The following is a 15,870-nucleotide window of genomic DNA, read 5'->3' on the forward strand; positions in this document are numbered from 1 at the left end:
CGGCGCGGGCTTCGGCCATCCGACGCCTGGCTTCGCGGTGGCGCGTGATCGGCGTCGTATCGACGATGCGCCGGGCCATCGTCGCCAGGAATCGTGCGGGCTGCAGCGGAGCGGGCACGGTGTCGTGGCGGATGGCCACTGGAGGCAGCGCAGCCAGCGCCTCGTCGACCGCTGCCGTGGCCACGTCGACGACGTCGAACAGCATGTCCGACTCGTCGGCATCCGCCTCGATCGTGACGTCGTCCTCATCGACGACCTCGGCGTCGTAGTCGATCATGACCAGGGCGACGGCGTGATACGCGTCGTCCTCCTGACCGAGTTTCTGGAGCAGGTCGATCAGCCACTCGGCCTTGTCCGGCTCGGTCGTCAGGATGGTCGAACGCAGGCCGTAGACGAAGCCAAGCGCCGCGAGCGGATGGCGGAGCCGGAGGTTCTTGGCGTCGCCGTAGCTTTCCTCGACGCGGTTGGCGGCGTTCTTACCGAAGCTGGAGTCCATGCGTTTGGTGCTGATGAGTAGCTCCGGACCGGTCTCCCAGTCCGACATGACGACGTCGACCTGCTTCATGTAGTGCTTGCCGAGCACGCTGGCGCTGGACCCGACGACACCCTTCATCGCCTTGCTGCGCAGCCGCCCCTCGAGCACTCGGCGCTCCCGCTGCGGAAGGCCGGCCAGAAGGTTCGCGATGGCGCTCGGCATGATCCTGGGATCCGACGGTCGTGGCCACACCGCGTCGACGTCGAATCCCGCGCGGCGCAATTCGTACGACAACCAGACGTCGAGTGCCAGGGCAGGCACCCCGGTGGTCGACGGCACGTCGAGGTACAGCGGCACCCCGAGAACCCGACGCAGCACCTGGAAGTCCGGTACGTAGGTCAGCCCGCCGTCCGTGCCGCGAAGCCATGGATTGGTGTGAACCCCACCCGGTGCCGCGTCGGCGACGATGCGGTCGAAGATGGCCCAGGCAGTGACCCGGCTCGACACCTTCTGCGGCGGTTCACCGGCCACGGCGTGACCTCGACTGCCGTCGCGCTGCGAGCGAATCACGGGCCGCGCGTACCGATTCGACCAGCGCAGGGGCTCCTAGCAATTGCTCCAACCCCAGAGCCGCGTCGACCAACGAGACCGCGTCGGCCAGCATCCCCTTGCGGAGCAGCCCCGCCACCGTGCGCTTGACCCCAGCCAGCTGCGACGCCCTGGCCTCGACGAGACCGGGTGACGGCACGAACCAGCGGTCCGCCTCCCGGGGTTCGATCTTGAGGATGCCGCCACCGTAGGAGCGCCCCACCATCTCCGCGTGCAGAACCGTCACCGAATTCAGCGCAGCGAGCGGCAGGAGGGCGCGCCCGGCAGGCCCTACGGCATCGTTCAGGTAGACGCCGTGCACCGAGTTGAGGTGATGCGCCCGTACCGGATTGGCCACCAACCGGGGGGTGTCGGCATTCATGCACGTGAGCAACAGATCGGCCGGCTTGAGCAGTGGAACCAGGTACCACGGCGTCCGGACCCGGCACTTGTACGCCAGATGCACGCCCGCCGCCCGTCCCGCCGCCACGTAGCGAAGGGCTGCCGCGGACGGTTCGGCGCTGGGCCGGAAGAGGTGCACCGCCTTGCCGTCGCCCTCCAGCCGATCCAGAAGCGCCCGCGACAGGCTCAGGCCTCGCAGATGCGCGCTGCCGGGCGGCGACAGCGGTACGAGATCACTTGCAAGCAAACCCAATTCGGCCACCCGCTCGGCGGACAACGCGAAGAAGCCATTGTTGCCAGTCACGATGCCGAGCGTGGTGTCACCCCAGAGGTCCAGCGTGGTGAACCAGCCCGCCTCCGTCACGCCGCGAAGGGCCTCCACCGGCTCGCTGCCGACCAGCCCGCTGACCCACTTCTCCGCGGGATCGACAGGAGCCCAGCGTCGTTGCGCCAGCTCGGACGTCAGCGAGGCCGCGTTGGTGGCCCGGTGAATGACGGCGTGTTCACTTGGTCCCTGGTTGAAGCCGTCGGCGAGGAGCAACACGACGTCGGCCTCCGCCTCGGGGAACACTCGCTCGTCGAACATGACGAGCTCGATGGTGCGGAACCTCTCGAAGAGGAACCTCCGCACGGCCGCGGCGTAATTCACGCTCAACAGCTCCGCGGGGAGCACCAATCCGAGGCGACCGCCATCCTGCAGGAACAGCGCGGCGTGGACGGTGAACGCCGCCCAGCTAGACGCCAGGCCGGACAGCGTGACCCCGGCCTTCAGCGCAGCGCGCCGGGACTGACTGCGCGGCTCACCACGGAAGTCCTGATAGCGGATGAAGGGTGGGTTGCCGATCACGGCGGTGTAGGACGCGTCGGGTTCCACTGCGAAGAAGTCCGCGGTGCGGATGCGCGGCGTGCCGCCCGCGTCGCGCACCCGTTGGCGGGCCGTCCTGGCGCTCGCGGCGTGAATTTCGACGCCGTCGAGCACCGGGGAGGCCTGCGCGCCGAGTGCACTCAGACGGCGAGAGGCCGCCACGAGGAATGCCGCGTCCCCCGCGGAGGGCTCGAGCACCCGCTCGCCGGCTGAGCGGACTGCCCACTGCGTGACGTAGTCGGCGATCTCCGGCGGCGTGAAGAAGGCGCCCCGCGCCTTGCGCGCCGCCGCCGAGTCGGCCACGGGTGGCAATGCGGAGCGAGTCACCGGGTCATTGTGGGGCACGGGTCCGACACCGGGTGTCGACATGCCGAGCACCGAGCCGGTCAGACGTCCGGTCCCAGGATCTCGTCGGCGTCGAAGCACGTGTGATCGCCGGTATGGCAGGCAGCGCCGACCTGGTCGACCTCGAGCAACACCGTGTCGCCGTCGCAGTCCAGCCGCACGGAGTGCACGTACTGCGTGTGGCCCGACGTCTCGCCCTTGATCCACTGCGCGCCACGCGACCGCGAGTAATACGTCGCCCGTCGCGTCGCCAACGTATGCGCCAGGGCATCGTCGTCCATCCACGCGACCATCAGCACCTGGCCGGTGCTGCGCTCCTGGACCACGGCGGCGAACAGCCCATTGGCATCGCGCTTGAGCCGCGCCGCGATCGAACCGTCCAGCGGTGCCGTCATGACCCTCCGTTCTCTGCGCAGGCGCTCATCGCACCACGATGCCTTCCGAGGCCATCGCGGCCTTCACCTGCGCGATGGTCAGCTCCCCGAAGTGAAAGACGCTGGCCGCCAACACCGCATCGGCCCCCGCTTCGACTGCGGGGGCGAAGTCGGTGACCGCCCCGGCGCCGCCGCTGGCGATCACCGGCACCGTGACCGCACCGCGCACGGCCCGCAACATCCGAAGGTCGAAGCCGGCCTTGGTGCCGTCGGCATCCATCGAATTCAGCAGGATCTCGCCGACTCCGAGTTCGGCACCGCGGCGGGCCCATTCGACGGCGTCGATGCCCGTTCCGCGCCTGCCGCCGTGCGTGGTGACCTCCCAGCCCGACGGGGTCGGTTCCGAACCCTCGGGAACGGTGCGGGCGTCGACTGAGAGGACGATGCACTGCGAGCCGAACTGTCGAGACAACTCCGCCAGCAGCTCCGGGCGGGCGATCGCCGCGGTGTTGACGGACACCTTGTCGGCGCCCGCCCTCAGCAGCGAGTCCACGTCGGCGACGGAGCGCACGCCGCCGCCCACCGTCAGCGGGATGAAGACCTGCTCGGCGGTGCGGCTGACGACCTCCAGCATCGTCGACCGGCCCGATGACGACGCCGTGACGTCGAGGAACGTCAGCTCGTCGGCCCCCTCGGCGTCGTATGCGGCGGCCAGCTCGACGGGATCGCCTGCATCCCTGAGGTTCTCGAAGTTGACGCCCTTGACGACGCGACCGTCATCGACGTCGAGGCACGGGATTACGCGGATGGCGACGTCCATTTCAGTACTCCCCTGGCGCGCCAACGGCGAGGACGAGTTCCAGGATCTGCTCGTGCACGCTGGGCACCCCGGCGAGCGCCGAGCGGGACGTCGGGGTCCAGTCCTCGCCCGCAAGGTCGGTCACGACGCCGCCGGCCGCCCGGACCAGCGCCACCCCCGCCGCGTGATCCCAGACGTGATGGCCGAAGCTGATGGCGGCACCCAACACCCCGGCCGCCGCGTAGGCCAGGTCCATTCCGGTCGACCCGTGCATCCTGATTCTGGAACACTTGCGGCTCAGCTGTTCCAGCGTCGCCATCCGGTAGCGGCCGGGGAACTCGCCATGCGAGTCCACGTTGAAGGTGCCGATCGCGACGATCGAGTCGCTCAGGTCGGCGGACTTGAGCTCCGGCTGGACAACTCCGTTGGCCCACAACGGTCCTCCGAGCACGGCCGTGTACCGCTGATCGGTGAACGGGAGCCAAGTCAGTCCGGCCACCGGCTCACCGTCGCGCAGCAGACCGAGCAGAATCGCCGCCGTCGGGAGCCCCGCTGCGTAGTTGAAGGTGCCGTCGATGGGATCCAGGATCCACACCAGGTGGGAATCGACTGCCGCACCGCCGAACTCCTCGCCGTGCACGCCGATCCCGGTGGCAGCCTCCAACGCGGCCACCACCTGACGTTCGATGGCGAGGTCGACTTCGGTGGCGAAGTCGTTGCCCTTCTTTCGCACCGCGGACTGCGCGCGGTGACCGACGACGAACGGCTTGGCGGCGACGTCCAGGATCGCCGACGCCTCGGCGACCAACCCCTCCAAATCGGTGGTATCCAGTGGCATCGGATCTACCGGCTCACCGCGGCAAGCGCCTCTGGCAGCGTGAATCGTCCTGCGTACAAGGCCTTTCCGATGATCGCACCCTCGACACCGACACCGGTCAGCGTCGCGATGGCGCGCAGGTCGTCGAGGCTCGACACGCCGCCCGAGGCGATGACGGGAGCATTGGTGCGTTCTGCGACTCCGGCCAGCAGTTCCAGGTTCGGGCCGTTGAGGGTGCCGTCCTTGGTGACGTCGGTGACGACGAAGCGCGCGCAGCCTTCGGCGTCGAGGCGCTCCAGGACGGGCCACAGATCGCCGCCGTCGGTCTCCCAGCCGCGACCGCGCAAGCGGTACTCGCCGGCCTCGAGCTTGACGTCGAGGCCCACGGCCACCTTGTCGCCGTGATCGGCGATCACCCGCGCGCACCACTGCGGATTCTCCAGCGCGGCGGTGCCGAGATTGACTCGGGCGCAACCGGCGTCGAGCGCGGCGGCCAGTGATCCGTCGTCCCGGATGCCGCCCGACAGTTCGACGGCGACGTCGAGCTTGGCGATCACCTCGGCGAGCAGCTCCCGGTTGGATCCCCGACCGAACGCCGCATCGAGGTCGACCAGGTGAATCCACTCGGCGCCGTCAGTCTGCCACCCCAGGGCGGCGTCCAGCGCCGAACCGTAGTCGGTCTCGCTGCCTGCCACGCCCTGAACCAGGCGCACCGCCTTGCCGTCTACCACGTCGACCGCGGGCAGCAGTATCAACTTCTGGTCTTCCTTGTCGGCTGACACGTCACTCACCATGCACGTCACTCACTATGAGAGCCCCTCGACCCAATTGGCGAGCAGCGTCGCACCGGCGTCGCCGCTCTTCTCCGGATGAAACTGTGTGGCGCTCAGGGCGCCATCTTCGACGGCCGCCAGGAACGGCACGTGATGCGTCGCCCACGTCAGCAGAGCCGCATCGTTGCCCTCCCATTGCTGGGCGGCGTAGGAGTGCACGAAGTAGAACCGGGTGTCGGCGTCCAGACCCTTGAACAGCGCGCTCTCCGGCGCCGACGCCACGACGTTCCACCCCATGTGCGGAACGACAGGGGCGTCCAACCGGACCACGGAACCCGGCCACTGGCCGCATCCGGCGCTCTCGACGCCGAACTCCACCCCACGGCTGAACAGGATCTGCATGCCCACGCAGATGCCGAGGACGGGGTGCCCCTTGGCCAATCGGTCCGCGACGATCTTCTCGCCGCCGACGGCCCGCAGGCCCGTCATGCACGCCTCGTAGGCACCGACGCCGGGAACCACCAGACCGTCCGCCGCGGCGGCCGCATCGGGATCCGCAGTCACTTCCACCGCGGCGCCGACCCGTTCCAATGCCCGCTGAGCCGAGCGGAGATTGCCCGAACCGTAATCGAGGACAACGACTCTCGTCGTCACAAACTGCCCTTTGTCGACGGCACGCCAGACACCCGCGGATCGGGCTCGACGGCCTGGCGCAGTGCCCGCGCCACGGCCTTGAACTGCGCCTCGGTGATGTGGTGGGGATCACGGCCGTAGAGGGTGCGGACGTGCAGCGCAATCCGCGCATGCATCGCCAACGACTCGAAGACGTGCCGGTTGATGACGGTGTGGTACGGCACCGAACTACCGGCAATCGTGCTGTGCACCATGTAATCCGGCTCGCCGGTGTGCACGCAGTACGGCCTGCCCGACACGTCGACCGAGGCGTGCGCCAGCGTCTCGTCCATCGGGATGAATGCATCCCCGAATCGACGGATGCCCGTCTTGTCGCCAAGTGCCTCGCCGAGCGCCTGGCCCAGCACGATCGCGGTGTCCTCCACGGTGTGGTGCGCCTCGATGTCGACGTCACCCTTGGCATGAACGGTGAGATCGAAGCTGGCGTGGCTGCCCAGCGAGTTCAGCATGTGGTCGTAGAACGGGACACCCGTGCTGATGTCGGTCTTCCCGGTGCCGTCGAGGTCGAGCTCGACGACGATGTCGGATTCCTTGGTCTTGCGTTCGACTCTGGCGCGACGATTCGCCGGGGTGGTCATGAGGCTCCTACGGGACTGGTGTCGGCTGAGGCGAGTTCGGTTCGTGCGACGCGGGCGCTGACGTCGAGCAACACGTCGTTCTCGTCGGCGAGGCCGGTGGTGGCCCGTAGGAAGCCGGGGATGCCGACGTCCCTGATCAGGACGCCGTCGTCGAGGTAGCGCCGCCAGGCCCTCGGCGCATCGGCGAACTCGCCGAACAGGACGAAGTTGGCGTCGCTCGGGATCACGCGGAAACCCATGCCCGCCAGGGCCTCCGACACCCGGTCGCGCTCCGCGATCAGTTTGGCGACGCTGCCCAGCGTGTCGTCGGCGTGCCGCAACGCCGCCCGGGCGGCCACCTGCGTGAGCACGGAAAGGTGGTACGGCAGCCGCACTAGGAGCAGGGCGTCGATCATCGCAGGATGTGCGGCCAGGTACCCCAGCCTGCCGCCTGCGAACGCGAATGCCTTGCTCATCGTGCGGCTGACCACGAGTTTCGTCGGGTAGTCCGAAAGCAGGTGCACGGCACTGGGTTGCGACGAGAACTCGCCGTACGCCTCGTCGACGATCACCACGCCGGGCGCGACGTCCAAGACCCGGCGCAGGTCGTCGAGTTCCACGCTCTGCCCGGACGGGTTGTTGGGGCTGGTGAGGAACACGACGTCGGGTTGGCGGTCGGTCACTGCCGCGACCGCGACGTCGACGTCGAGCCCGAAGTTCTCGGACCGTTGCGCCTCCAACCAGTCGGTCTGAGTGCCGTCGGAAATGATGGGATGCATCGAGTAAGACGGTACGAAGCCGATCGCGCTGCGCCCAGGGCCGCCGAACGCCTGCAGCAGCTGCTGCAGAATCTCGTTGGAACCATTTGCGGCCCAAAGATTCTCGGTGTTCAGCTCGACGCCGGTGTGCCCGCTGAGATAGGCGGCGAGATCGGCCCGCAACGCCAGGGCATCGCGGTCGGGGTAGCGGTGCAGGTCGGACGCGGCCTCCCCCACCGATGCCGCCACGTCGTCGACGAGAGCCTGCGTCGGCGGATGCGGATTCTCGTTCGTGTTGAGCCGCACGGGAACCGAGAGCTGCGGCGCCCCGTACGGCGACTTGCCGCGCAGGTTGTCCCGCAGCGGTAGGTCCGCCAGGGTGATCTTGGCGTCGCTCACTTCTCGAACCTCCGTCGGACCGCCTCGCCGTGCGCGGGCAGGTTCTCGGCCTGCGCCAGGGTGATCACGTAGCCGGACACGTCCTTGAGCGCGGCCTCGCTGTAGTCGACCACGTGGATGCCCCGCAGGAACGTCTGCACCGAAAGACCGCTGGAGTGCCGAGCGCATCCCGCAGTCGGCAGGACGTGGTTGGAGCCCGCGCAGTAGTCGCCCAGGCTGACGGGCGACCACGCGCCGACGAAGATCGCGCCTGCGGATCGCACCCGCGCCGCCACCGCGGGTGCGTCGACGGTCTGGATCTCGAGGTGCTCGGCGGCGTAGGCGTCGACCGTGCGCAGGCCCGCGTCGAGGTCGTCGACGAGCACGATGGCGGACTGGCGGCCGGTGAGCGCCGCGGTGACCCGGTCGCGGTGCACGGTGGTCTTCAGCTGGGCCGCGACTTCGGCGTCAACCGCATCGGCAAGCTCGGTGCTCGTGGTGACGAGGACCGAGGCCGCCATTTCGTCGTGCTCGGCCTGGCTGATCAGATCCGCGGCGACGTGGACGGGATCGGCTGAATCGTCGGCCAGGATCGCGATCTCGGTCGGGCCCGCCTCGGCGTCGATGCCGACCTGGGATCGGCAGATCCGCTTGGCCGCAGTGACGTAGATGTTGCCGGGGCCGGTGATCATGTCGACCGGAGCGAGCTCGGACCCGTCTGCGTCGGTGCCGCCGTACGCCAGCAGAGCGACGGCCTGGGCGCCACCCACCGCCCACACCTCGGTCACGCCGAGCAGCGCTGACGCCGCCAGGATGGTGGGGTGCGGCAGTCCGCCGAACTCGGCCTGCGGCGGGCTGGTGATCACCAGTGATTCCACGCCCGCCGTCTGGGCGGGCACCACGTTCATCACCACGCTCGACGGGTAGACGGCGTTGCCGCCGGGGACGTACAGGCCGACCCGCTCGACGGGCACCCACCGCTCGGTGACGGTCGCACCGGGCGCCAGCGTGGTGGTGCTGTCGGTCCGGCGTTGGTCGGCGTGCACCGCGCGGGTGCGTTCGATCGCGACCTCGAGGGCGGCCCGTACGTCGGGATCGAGCTCGGCTAGCGCCGCCTCGAGCTGGGCGGCGGGAACGCGGACGGTCGCGGGGCGCACGCCGTCGAACCGCTCGCCGAAGTCCAGAGCAGCCTCGGCGCCGCGCTCGACGACCGCGTCGACGATCGGTCGCACCCTGGGCAGCACCGCGTCCACGTCGACGCCGCCACGTGGCAGCACGGCGCGCAACCGGGCGGTCGACAGCTGCTCGGCCCGCAGGTCGATGCGGGACATCAGCACGGGCGAGTCATTCACGTCGACTATTGTCCCAGAGCAGCACAAATCAGATCTCGGGAGCCGCCATGTCACCATCGACCTCACGCGAAGACCACCCGAATCACGCGCCGGGCGTGCCAATGCTCATCCCGGTCTGGCTGGAGCGCTTCCAGATCAAGTACGTCAATCCGGTGCTCCGCCCGCTGTCCAAGCGCATGCCGGGATTCGCGGTCATCACGCACCGCGGCCGCACGTCGGGCAAGGAATACGAGACCATCGTCACCGCGTACCGCAAGGGCAGCGTGCTGGCGATCGGCTTGATCCACGGCAAGACCAACTGGGTCAAGAACGTGCTGGCCGCCGGTGAGGCCGACATCCACGTCGGCCGCGAGGACCTGCACCTGACCAACCCCCGGGTGCTGCCCGCGGGCACCGTGGACACCACGTTGCCTCGGATCCCCCGAATGCTGGCGAAGCGACAGGGGACGTTCGTCGCCGACGTGTCGTGAAAAGCCGTTGAGCTGATCGACGGAGGCCTGCCAGACTGCAGTCATGGCGTTGAACGCATGGCTGGCATTCGTCGGCGCGGCGATCCTGATCGCGGTGTCGCCAGGCGCAGGCGCGATCCAATCGATGGCGACGGGCCTGAGCCACGGAGTTCGCCGCGGCTACTGGAGCATCCTCGGCCTCGAACTCGGATTGATGTTGCAGCTGGCACTCGTCGCGGTCGGACTCGGGGCCGCCGTGGCCAGTTCGATTCTCGCGTTCAACGTGATCAAGTGGGTTGGCGTGGCCTACCTCGGATACCTCGCGGTGCGGCAATGGCGTTCGGTCGCAACCGATCTGCGTAAGCAGATGGGCACGGTCGTCGACGGTGGCCGGATGTCGCTAGCGGTCCGCGGATTCCTGATCAATGCGACCAACCCGAAGGGCCTGGTGTTCTTCCTCGCCGTGCTTCCCCAGTTCGTGGTGACCACCGCCCCGCTGCTGCCGCAGTATCTGGCCATCGTCGCGACGATGATCGCCGTCGACGTCGTCGTGATGGGTCTCTACACGGGATTGGCGGTACGCCTGGTGGAGTGGCTCCACACGCCGCGCCAGCAGACGCTGCTCAACAGGGCCTTCTCCGGCCTGTTCGCCACCGCTGCCGTGGTGTTGGCACTGGTGCGCCGCGCGGCACCCACTTGAGCCGTCGAATTCTGCTGCGGCAGAGTGCATTTCGGCGCCGCAGCTCGACTATCTGCAGAGTTCCACGACGCGGGCGTTCTGCGCATCGACGTCGCGCAGCCGGGCCGCCTGCTCGGGATCGGTGTTCTGCGCGCCTGCGGTGGCGCCCGCGCCGATGTCCAGCAGCGTGTTGGCGAATCTCTCGACGGCGTCGGCGAGTTCCGGTGGCGTCGCAGGGTCCAGCCGGGCCAGCAGGTACTGGCCGCCGTTGGACAACGCACCTCTCGCATTGGCCTGGACGGCGAGCGCGCCGCTGACGTCACCCGAACTCTGCGCGGTGGTGTTGATGGTGATTCCGCTGCGCACCAAGCCGGCCGCGGTACAGATGGCGGCCTTGGCGTCGGACTGTTGAGTGGGTGTGTACGCAGCGTCGGCTGCGGGCTTCCTCGCCGGTCCGAAGACCGCCCACGCCCCGAGTCCCACTGCGATCAGCGAAAGCACCAGGGCCACTACGGACAGCGCGCCACCGCGGCGCGGCGACTCTCGCCCGACCCGGTCGCTCGATGACATGGTCAGAGCCTAGCGGTCAGGTGGTGGCCTGCTCTTCCGCCGAACACGCGCGCGACGTCGACGACGAGGCCCGGCTTCAGAGGTCGAGCCCGACGTCGAGCACCCGCACCGAATGGGTGAGCGCACCGACGGCCAGATAGTCGACGCCCGTCCCCGCGTAGGCCGCCGCATTGTCGAGCGACAGGTTCCCAGAGGATTCGAGTCGGACGCCGGGTGCCTTGGCGGCGCGGCGCTGGACGGCCATCTGCGTCATCCAGATCGGGAAGTTGTCGAGCAGAATCAACGGCGTCTCACCGAGATCCTCACCGAGGATCGCATCGAGTTGGTCGAGCGAGTCGACCTCGACCTCGACGGGGACCTCGGGGGCCACCTCTCGAACGGCTCGCAGAGCGGCGAGCACCGACCCCGCGGCGGCGACGTGGTTGTCCTTGATGAGCGCGGCATCTCCGAGGCCCATCCGGTGGTTGACACCGCCACCGACGCGGACGGCGTACTTCTGCAGCACCCGCAGTCCGGGCAGGGTCTTGCGAGTGTCCCGGATCTTGGCGTCGGTGCCGGTGACGGCCTCCACCCACGCCGCGGTGGTGCTGGCGATCCCGGAAAGATGGCAGACCAGGTTGAGCATCGTCCGCTCGGCCGTCAGCAGGCCGCGCGTCGGTGCCTCCACCACGAGCAACGCATCACCGGGCTCCAACCGGGCGCCGTCCTCGACGCGGTCGATCACACCGTAGCCGTCACTGCCGATGACCTCGTCGAGCACCAGCAGCGCGATGTCGACGCCCGCCGCCACGCCGGCCTGCCTGCTCACCATCGACGCCTTGGTCGTGGCGTCCGCGGCAACGGTCGCGACCGACGTGACGTCCGGTCCGTACCGCAGATCCTCGTCGAGGCCGCGTGTGATCGCGGCGCGCGCCTCGGCGACTTCGTCGTCGGTGAGCCTCATCAGCAGCTCATCTCCACCGCGCGCGCCACGATCGGCCTGCCCTCGGAATCGAGTCGCGACGTGCTGCTGGTGGCGCGCACCGGGTCTGGGGTCGGGTGGTCGGCGCGGTGGTGAGAGCCCCTTGACTCCTCGCGGTCCAGCGCGGCCGCAGCCACCACCGACGCGGTCACCGTCAGTGCCGCGTCCTCGAACGCGGCGCGGTCGACCAGTTCGCGCGGAGCAGCCGTCCCGAGCATCTCGGTGAGATGGCTCAACCCGACGGCCTCGCGCACCACCGACGCGTGTCGCGTCATCGCCCGTTGCAGATCGGCCCTCGGCACGGCGGCCCGGGACACCGGTTCGGCGACCGCGCGGACCGTCGCCGACGCCAGGGCGTGGTCGGCGGCCAGTGCCCCCGCCCGCCGCCCGACGACGAGGCCCTCGAGGAGGCTGTTCGACGCCAGCCGGTTGGCGCCGTGCATGCCGGTGCGCGCCACCTCGCCCGCGGCGAACAGACCTGCGAGTTCGGTTCGTCCATGGACGTCGGTGACGACACCGCCGCAGCTGTAGTGCGCACCGGGCACGACCGGGATCAGCTGACGGGTGGCGTCGACGCCTGCAGCCAGGCATGCGGCGTTGACGGTCGGGAAGCGTCGCGCGAAGTCGCCGACGGCGCGCGCGTCGAGGTAGACGCACTCGTCGCCGGTGCTGGTCAACCGTTCGTCGATCGCGGCGGCCACCACGTCGCGCGGCGCGAGATCGCCCAACGGGTGTACTCCCGCGGTCACCGAATCGCCGCGCACGTCGACGAGGGTTGCCCCTTCGCCGCGCAACGCCTCGGTGATCAGTGGCCTGCGCCCCCCGGCGTTGCCGCCGAACAGCATCGTCGGGTGGAACTGGATGAACTCGAGGTCGCTGACGGGTAGGCCCGCCCACAGGGCCAGCGCAACGCCGTCGCCCGTCGACCCCTCCGGGTTGGTGGTGGCCGAGTACAGGTGACCGAGGCCACCGGTGGCCAGAATCACCGAGGGGGCATGGATGACGCCGAGCCCGTCATCGCTGCGGACGAGGACGCCGGTGACCGCGTCGGCATCGCGAAGCACTTGCAGCGCAACGTGATTGCGCCTGATGTCCAGTGTGTCCGCGGCGTGGTCGAGTGCGCGCTGCACCTCGGCGCCCGTGGCGTCGCCGCCGGCATGGATGATGCGCCGTCGAGAGTGTCCGCCCTCGCGCGTCAACGACCACTGTCCCGGCGCCGACTCGTCGAATCGCGCACCGAAGTCGACGAGTTCGGCGACCGCCGGGTACCCATCGGCGACGATCGAGGTGACCGCGTCGACGTCGCACAATCCGCCACCCGCCGCGAGTGTGTCGTCGACGTGCGCCTCGATCGAGTCGTCGGTCCGAGGCACCACGACGGCGATGCCCCCCTGCGCGTAGAACGTCGCGGTCTCGCTCGCCTTGCTCAGGACGACGACCCGGCGGCCGCGGCGGTGCGCGGCCAGCGCCGCGGCCAGCCCCGCGACGCCGGTCCCGACGACGACGACGTCGGCGCGCTGCTGCCAGTACCCCACCCCTCCGCAGGTTGCCGTACTGGGCCCGCCGGTCGTTCCGGTCCTACCCCGGTGGCCAGTCATTCCCCGCCGCCGGATTGCCCGATCTCGATCATGCGCTGCACGCTCAGGCGACCGGCCGCCGCAACTTCCGCGTCGACGTGCACCTCGTCGGCGCCCTCCACCAGGCAGCGCAGCAGCGCCGCAGGGGTGATCATCTTCATGTACGTGCAGGAGGCCCTGTCGTTGACGGCGCGGAAGTCGACTTCCGGAGCGGCGCGGCGCAATTGGTGCAGCATGCCGATCTCGGTGGCGACCAGGACCTGACGGGCCCGCGTCTGGCGCGCCGCGTCGAGCATGCCGCCGGTGGACAGGATCTTGACGCGGTCGTCGGGGAAGGCGCCCTCGCCTGCCAGGTACAGCGCCGACGTGGCGCAGCCGCATTCCGGGTGCACGAACAGCTCGGCGTCGGGATGGGATCTGGCCTGTGCCGCCAGCTCGTCCCCGTTGATTCCGGCGTGCACGTGGCACTCGCCCGCCCAGATGTGCAGATTCTTGCGTCCGGTCACCCGGCGGACGTGGGCGCCGAGGAACTGGTCGGGGCAGAAGAGAACTTCGCGGTCCTCGGGAATGGACGCCACCACCTCGACGGCGTTCGACGAGGTGCAGCAGATGTCGGTGAGGGCCTTCACCGCAGCTGTCGTGTTGACATAGGACACGACGACGGCGTCGGGGTAGTCGTCCTTCCACGCCCGCAGGTCGTCGGCGGTGATCGAGTCGGCCAACGAGCAGCCAGCGCGCTGATCGGGGATCAGCACCGTCTTGTCGGGGCTGAGGATCTTCGCGGTCTCGGCCATGAAGTGCACGCCGCAGAACACGATGGTGTCCTCCGGGGCCTCGGCAGCGATCCGCGACAGGGCCAGCGAGTCCCCGACGTGATCGGCCACGTCCTGGATCGCGGGCAGCTGGTAGTTGTGGGCGAGCAGCGTCGCCCCACGGAGATCGGCGAGCCTGCGCACCTCCGCTGCCCACTCCTCGTCGGGTACGACTCCGCCGTACCCGCCGGGACCGTTGGTGATCTGGGCGGCCCAGCTGCCGCGTGATGCCTCGGTGAGGTCCAATACCGTCATGGCCGTCTCCTTTGATCCTGACGGGGTTTTCGACTTATGATCGAAAACATGCCTGATACTAGCACTGCGCACGAGGTGCTCGCCGTCGTGTTTCAAGTACGGCAGCTCACGACACGAAACCCGCAGCTCAGCGTCCTGCTATGGGAACGGGCCATGGATCCGCAACGCGGCGCGTGGTCACTGCCCGGCGGACGTCTGCGCCACGACGAGGACATGATCAGTTCAGTTAGACGCCAACTTGCCGAGAAGGTCGACCTGCGTGAGCTGACCCACCTGGAACAGCTTGCGGTGTTCTCCGACCCAACCCGCGTGCCAGGCACCCGCACCATCGCGTCCACGTTCCTTGGCCTGGTGCCCTCCCCCGCGACACCCGAACTCCCGGCCGACACCCGGTGGCATCCGGTTGACGCCTTGCCTCCCATGGCATTCGACCACCGCCCGATGATCACCCACGCCCATACCAGACTGATCGCCAAGCTCTCCTACACCAACATTGGATTCGCTTTGGCTCCAAGGGAATTCGCGCTCTCCACGCTCAAGGACGTCTACGACGCCGCCCTCGGCTACCAAGTCGACGCCACCAATCTCCAGCGCGTGCTGGCGCGCCGCGGTGTGATCACGCCAACGGGAACCACCGCGAAATCCGGCCGAAGCGGCGGCAGACCGGCGGCGCTGTACCGCTTCAGCGAGAGGCAGTACCGCGTCACCGACGAGTTCGCAGCGCTGCGGCCGCCGACCTGACACGCCCCCCTTAATTTGATTTAAGGAATCCTTAAGAGACAATGGCCGGATGGACTCTGGCAGTGCCGCCGTCTCGACCGGTGCCGAATGGATCGGACGACCGCCCCACGAGGACCTGCGCCGCGGGGCGCGACCCGAGCTTCCGGATGCCGATCCGTTCTACGTGCCGCCCGCGGGCTACGAACACGCCAGACCAGGCACCGTTCTACGCTCGCGCGACGTCGAGCTGGCATTCCTCGGCCTAGTGCCGCAGAAGCTGAGCGCAACCCAGCTCCTCTACCGCTCCACCGATCTCCACGGACGGCCCCAGGCCGCCGTGACCACCGTCGTCGTGCCCACCGACCGGCCCGCAGGCACCATGGGGCCGATCCTCTCCTATCAGTGCGCCATCGACGCGGTCGCCGGGAGCTGCTTCCCGTCCTACGCGCTGCGTCGCGGCGCCAAGGCCACCGGCGCCCTCGCTCAGATCGAGTTCCTCCTGATATCCGCCGCGCTCGCCGAGGGTTGGGCGGTATCGATCCCCGATCACGAAGGGCCCCAAGGCATCTGGGGTGCGCCGTATGAGCCCGGTTATCACGTCCTCGACGGCCTTCGCGCCGCGCTGAACACCGACGCGCTGAACCTCTCGTCGGACGCCCCGATGGGACTGT

At 68.9% G+C, this 15,870-nt stretch carries 18 protein-coding genes; 4 read left to right on the forward strand and 14 right to left on the reverse strand.

Annotated features, from left to right (window positions below; all coding sequences use genetic code 11):
• The 10 genes from ABW137_RS02975 to hisD all read right to left on the reverse strand — a co-directional run.
• Nucleotides 1-1,006: hypothetical protein (locus ABW137_RS02975; protein ID WP_526396730.1), on the reverse strand; the 1,006-nt coding region annotated here is incomplete at its 3' end.
• Entirely contained in the window at nucleotides 996-2,699 is a 1,704-nt protein-coding gene (locus ABW137_RS02980; RefSeq protein ID WP_526396732.1) for an N-6 DNA methylase, read from the reverse strand. The genes ABW137_RS02975 and ABW137_RS02980, both read right to left, overlap by 11 nt.
• A 17-nt stretch (nucleotides 2,700-2,716) precedes the next feature.
• On the reverse strand, nucleotides 2,717-3,070 hold the full coding sequence (hisI, locus tag ABW137_RS02985) for a phosphoribosyl-AMP cyclohydrolase (RefSeq protein WP_526396734.1): 354 nt from the start codon (nucleotides 3,068-3,070) through the stop codon (nucleotides 2,717-2,719).
• Between the two features lie 25 nt (nucleotides 3,071-3,095).
• Nucleotides 3,096-3,869 carry an imidazole glycerol phosphate synthase subunit HisF gene (gene hisF / locus ABW137_RS02990; protein ID WP_526396736.1) on the reverse strand — a complete coding sequence of 258 codons (774 nt, stop codon included), beginning with the start codon at nucleotides 3,867-3,869 and terminating at the stop codon, nucleotides 3,096-3,098.
• A 1-nt stretch (nucleotide 3,870) separates the two neighbouring features.
• Nucleotides 3,871-4,686: an inositol monophosphatase family protein gene (locus tag ABW137_RS02995; protein WP_526396738.1), complete on the reverse strand. Its 816-nt coding sequence runs from the start codon at nucleotides 4,684-4,686 to the stop codon at nucleotides 3,871-3,873.
• 5 nt (nucleotides 4,687-4,691) lie between these two features.
• Nucleotides 4,692-5,420, reverse strand: a complete 729-nt coding sequence (gene priA, locus ABW137_RS03000; RefSeq protein WP_526396761.1) for a bifunctional 1-(5-phosphoribosyl)-5-((5-phosphoribosylamino)methylideneamino)imidazole-4-carboxamide isomerase/phosphoribosylanthranilate isomerase PriA — start codon at nucleotides 5,418-5,420, stop codon at nucleotides 4,692-4,694.
• Between the two features lie 51 nt (nucleotides 5,421-5,471).
• On the reverse strand, nucleotides 5,472-6,092 hold the full coding sequence (gene hisH / locus ABW137_RS03005) for an imidazole glycerol phosphate synthase subunit HisH (RefSeq protein WP_526396740.1): 621 nt from the start codon (nucleotides 6,090-6,092) through the stop codon (nucleotides 5,472-5,474).
• Complete coding sequence (gene hisB / locus ABW137_RS03010; protein ID WP_526396742.1) at nucleotides 6,089-6,709, reverse strand: imidazoleglycerol-phosphate dehydratase HisB; 621 nt, start codon at nucleotides 6,707-6,709, stop codon at nucleotides 6,089-6,091. The genes hisH and hisB overlap by 4 nt, the downstream gene beginning before the upstream one ends.
• The gene (locus tag ABW137_RS03015; protein ID WP_526396744.1) at nucleotides 6,706-7,845 is read right to left on the reverse strand and encodes a histidinol-phosphate transaminase; all 1,140 of its coding nucleotides are present in this window, start codon (nucleotides 7,843-7,845) and stop codon (nucleotides 6,706-6,708) included. Before ABW137_RS03015 ends, hisB begins: the two co-directional genes overlap by 4 nt.
• On the reverse strand, nucleotides 7,842-9,158 hold the full coding sequence (gene hisD / locus ABW137_RS03020) for a histidinol dehydrogenase (protein ID WP_526396763.1): 1,317 nt from the start codon (nucleotides 9,156-9,158) through the stop codon (nucleotides 7,842-7,844). Before hisD ends, ABW137_RS03015 begins: the two co-directional genes overlap by 4 nt.
• 65 nt (nucleotides 9,159-9,223) lie before the next feature.
• On the opposite strand from hisD, the gene ABW137_RS03025 reads away from it, so the two are divergent.
• A complete protein-coding gene (locus ABW137_RS03025) occupies nucleotides 9,224-9,646 on the forward strand; it encodes a nitroreductase family deazaflavin-dependent oxidoreductase (protein ID WP_526396746.1) in 423 nt (140 codons plus the stop codon).
• 43 nt (nucleotides 9,647-9,689) lie between these two features.
• Nucleotides 9,690-10,325, forward strand: coding sequence for a LysE family translocator (locus tag ABW137_RS03030; protein WP_526396748.1), 636 nt, complete (start codon nucleotides 9,690-9,692; stop codon nucleotides 10,323-10,325).
• 48 nt (nucleotides 10,326-10,373) lie between these two features.
• Here the strand turns inward: ABW137_RS03030 and ABW137_RS03035 are convergent, their stop codons facing one another.
• From ABW137_RS03035 to nadA, 4 genes are all read right to left on the reverse strand, one after another.
• On the reverse strand, nucleotides 10,374-10,874 hold the full coding sequence (locus ABW137_RS03035) for a hypothetical protein (protein WP_526396750.1): 501 nt from the start codon (nucleotides 10,872-10,874) through the stop codon (nucleotides 10,374-10,376).
• Between the two features lie 76 nt (nucleotides 10,875-10,950).
• A complete protein-coding gene (gene nadC / locus ABW137_RS03040) occupies nucleotides 10,951-11,817 on the reverse strand; it encodes a carboxylating nicotinate-nucleotide diphosphorylase (RefSeq protein ID WP_526396752.1) in 867 nt (288 codons plus the stop codon).
• The gene (locus tag ABW137_RS03045; protein WP_526396754.1) at nucleotides 11,817-13,433 is read right to left on the reverse strand and encodes an L-aspartate oxidase; all 1,617 of its coding nucleotides are present in this window, start codon (nucleotides 13,431-13,433) and stop codon (nucleotides 11,817-11,819) included. The genes nadC and ABW137_RS03045 overlap by 1 nt, the downstream gene beginning before the upstream one ends.
• Nucleotides 13,430-14,479 (reverse strand): quinolinate synthase NadA, encoded by a 1,050-nt coding sequence (gene nadA, locus ABW137_RS03050; protein WP_526396756.1) that lies wholly within the window; start codon nucleotides 14,477-14,479, stop codon nucleotides 13,430-13,432. Before nadA ends, ABW137_RS03045 begins: the two co-directional genes overlap by 4 nt.
• A 48-nt stretch (nucleotides 14,480-14,527) precedes the next feature.
• On the opposite strand from nadA, the gene ABW137_RS03055 reads away from it, so the two are divergent.
• Nucleotides 14,528-15,220: an NrtR DNA-binding winged helix domain-containing protein gene (locus ABW137_RS03055; RefSeq protein WP_526396758.1), complete on the forward strand. Its 693-nt coding sequence runs from the start codon at nucleotides 14,528-14,530 to the stop codon at nucleotides 15,218-15,220.
• 49 nt (nucleotides 15,221-15,269) lie between these two features.
• A partial coding sequence (locus tag ABW137_RS03060) for a lipase family protein (RefSeq protein ID WP_526396760.1) occupies nucleotides 15,270-15,870 on the forward strand: 601 nt, incomplete at its 3' end.

The organism is Mycobacterium sp., assembly GCF_040509115.1.
Lineage (GTDB): Bacteria > Actinomycetota > Actinomycetes > Mycobacteriales > Mycobacteriaceae > Mycobacterium.

Coding starts and splice junctions, on each gene's coding strand:
- ABW137_RS03035 (WP_526396750.1), bottom strand. CDS start 10,874: ATGTCATCGAGCGACCGGGTCGGGCGAGAGTCGCCGCGCCGCGGTGGC.
- ABW137_RS03055 (WP_526396758.1), top strand. CDS start 14,528: ATGCCTGATACTAGCACTGCGCACGAGGTGCTCGCCGTCGTGTTTCAA.
- nadC (WP_526396752.1), bottom strand. CDS start 11,817: ATGAGGCTCACCGACGACGAAGTCGCCGAGGCGCGCGCCGCGATCACA.
- ABW137_RS02995 (WP_526396738.1), bottom strand. CDS start 4,686: ATGCCACTGGATACCACCGATTTGGAGGGGTTGGTCGCCGAGGCGTCG.
- hisI (WP_526396734.1), bottom strand. CDS start 3,070: ATGACGGCACCGCTGGACGGTTCGATCGCGGCGCGGCTCAAGCGCGAT.
- ABW137_RS03045 (WP_526396754.1), bottom strand. CDS start 13,433: ATGACTGGCCACCGGGGTAGGACCGGAACGACCGGCGGGCCCAGTACG.
- nadA (WP_526396756.1), bottom strand. CDS start 14,479: ATGACGGTATTGGACCTCACCGAGGCATCACGCGGCAGCTGGGCCGCC.
- ABW137_RS03025 (WP_526396746.1), top strand. CDS start 9,224: ATGTCACCATCGACCTCACGCGAAGACCACCCGAATCACGCGCCGGGC.
- ABW137_RS03030 (WP_526396748.1), top strand. CDS start 9,690: ATGGCGTTGAACGCATGGCTGGCATTCGTCGGCGCGGCGATCCTGATC.
- hisB (WP_526396742.1), bottom strand. CDS start 6,709: ATGACCACCCCGGCGAATCGTCGCGCCAGAGTCGAACGCAAGACCAAG.
- hisF (WP_526396736.1), bottom strand. CDS start 3,869: ATGGACGTCGCCATCCGCGTAATCCCGTGCCTCGACGTCGATGACGGT.
- ABW137_RS02980 (WP_526396732.1), bottom strand. CDS start 2,699: ATGTCGACACCCGGTGTCGGACCCGTGCCCCACAATGACCCGGTGACT.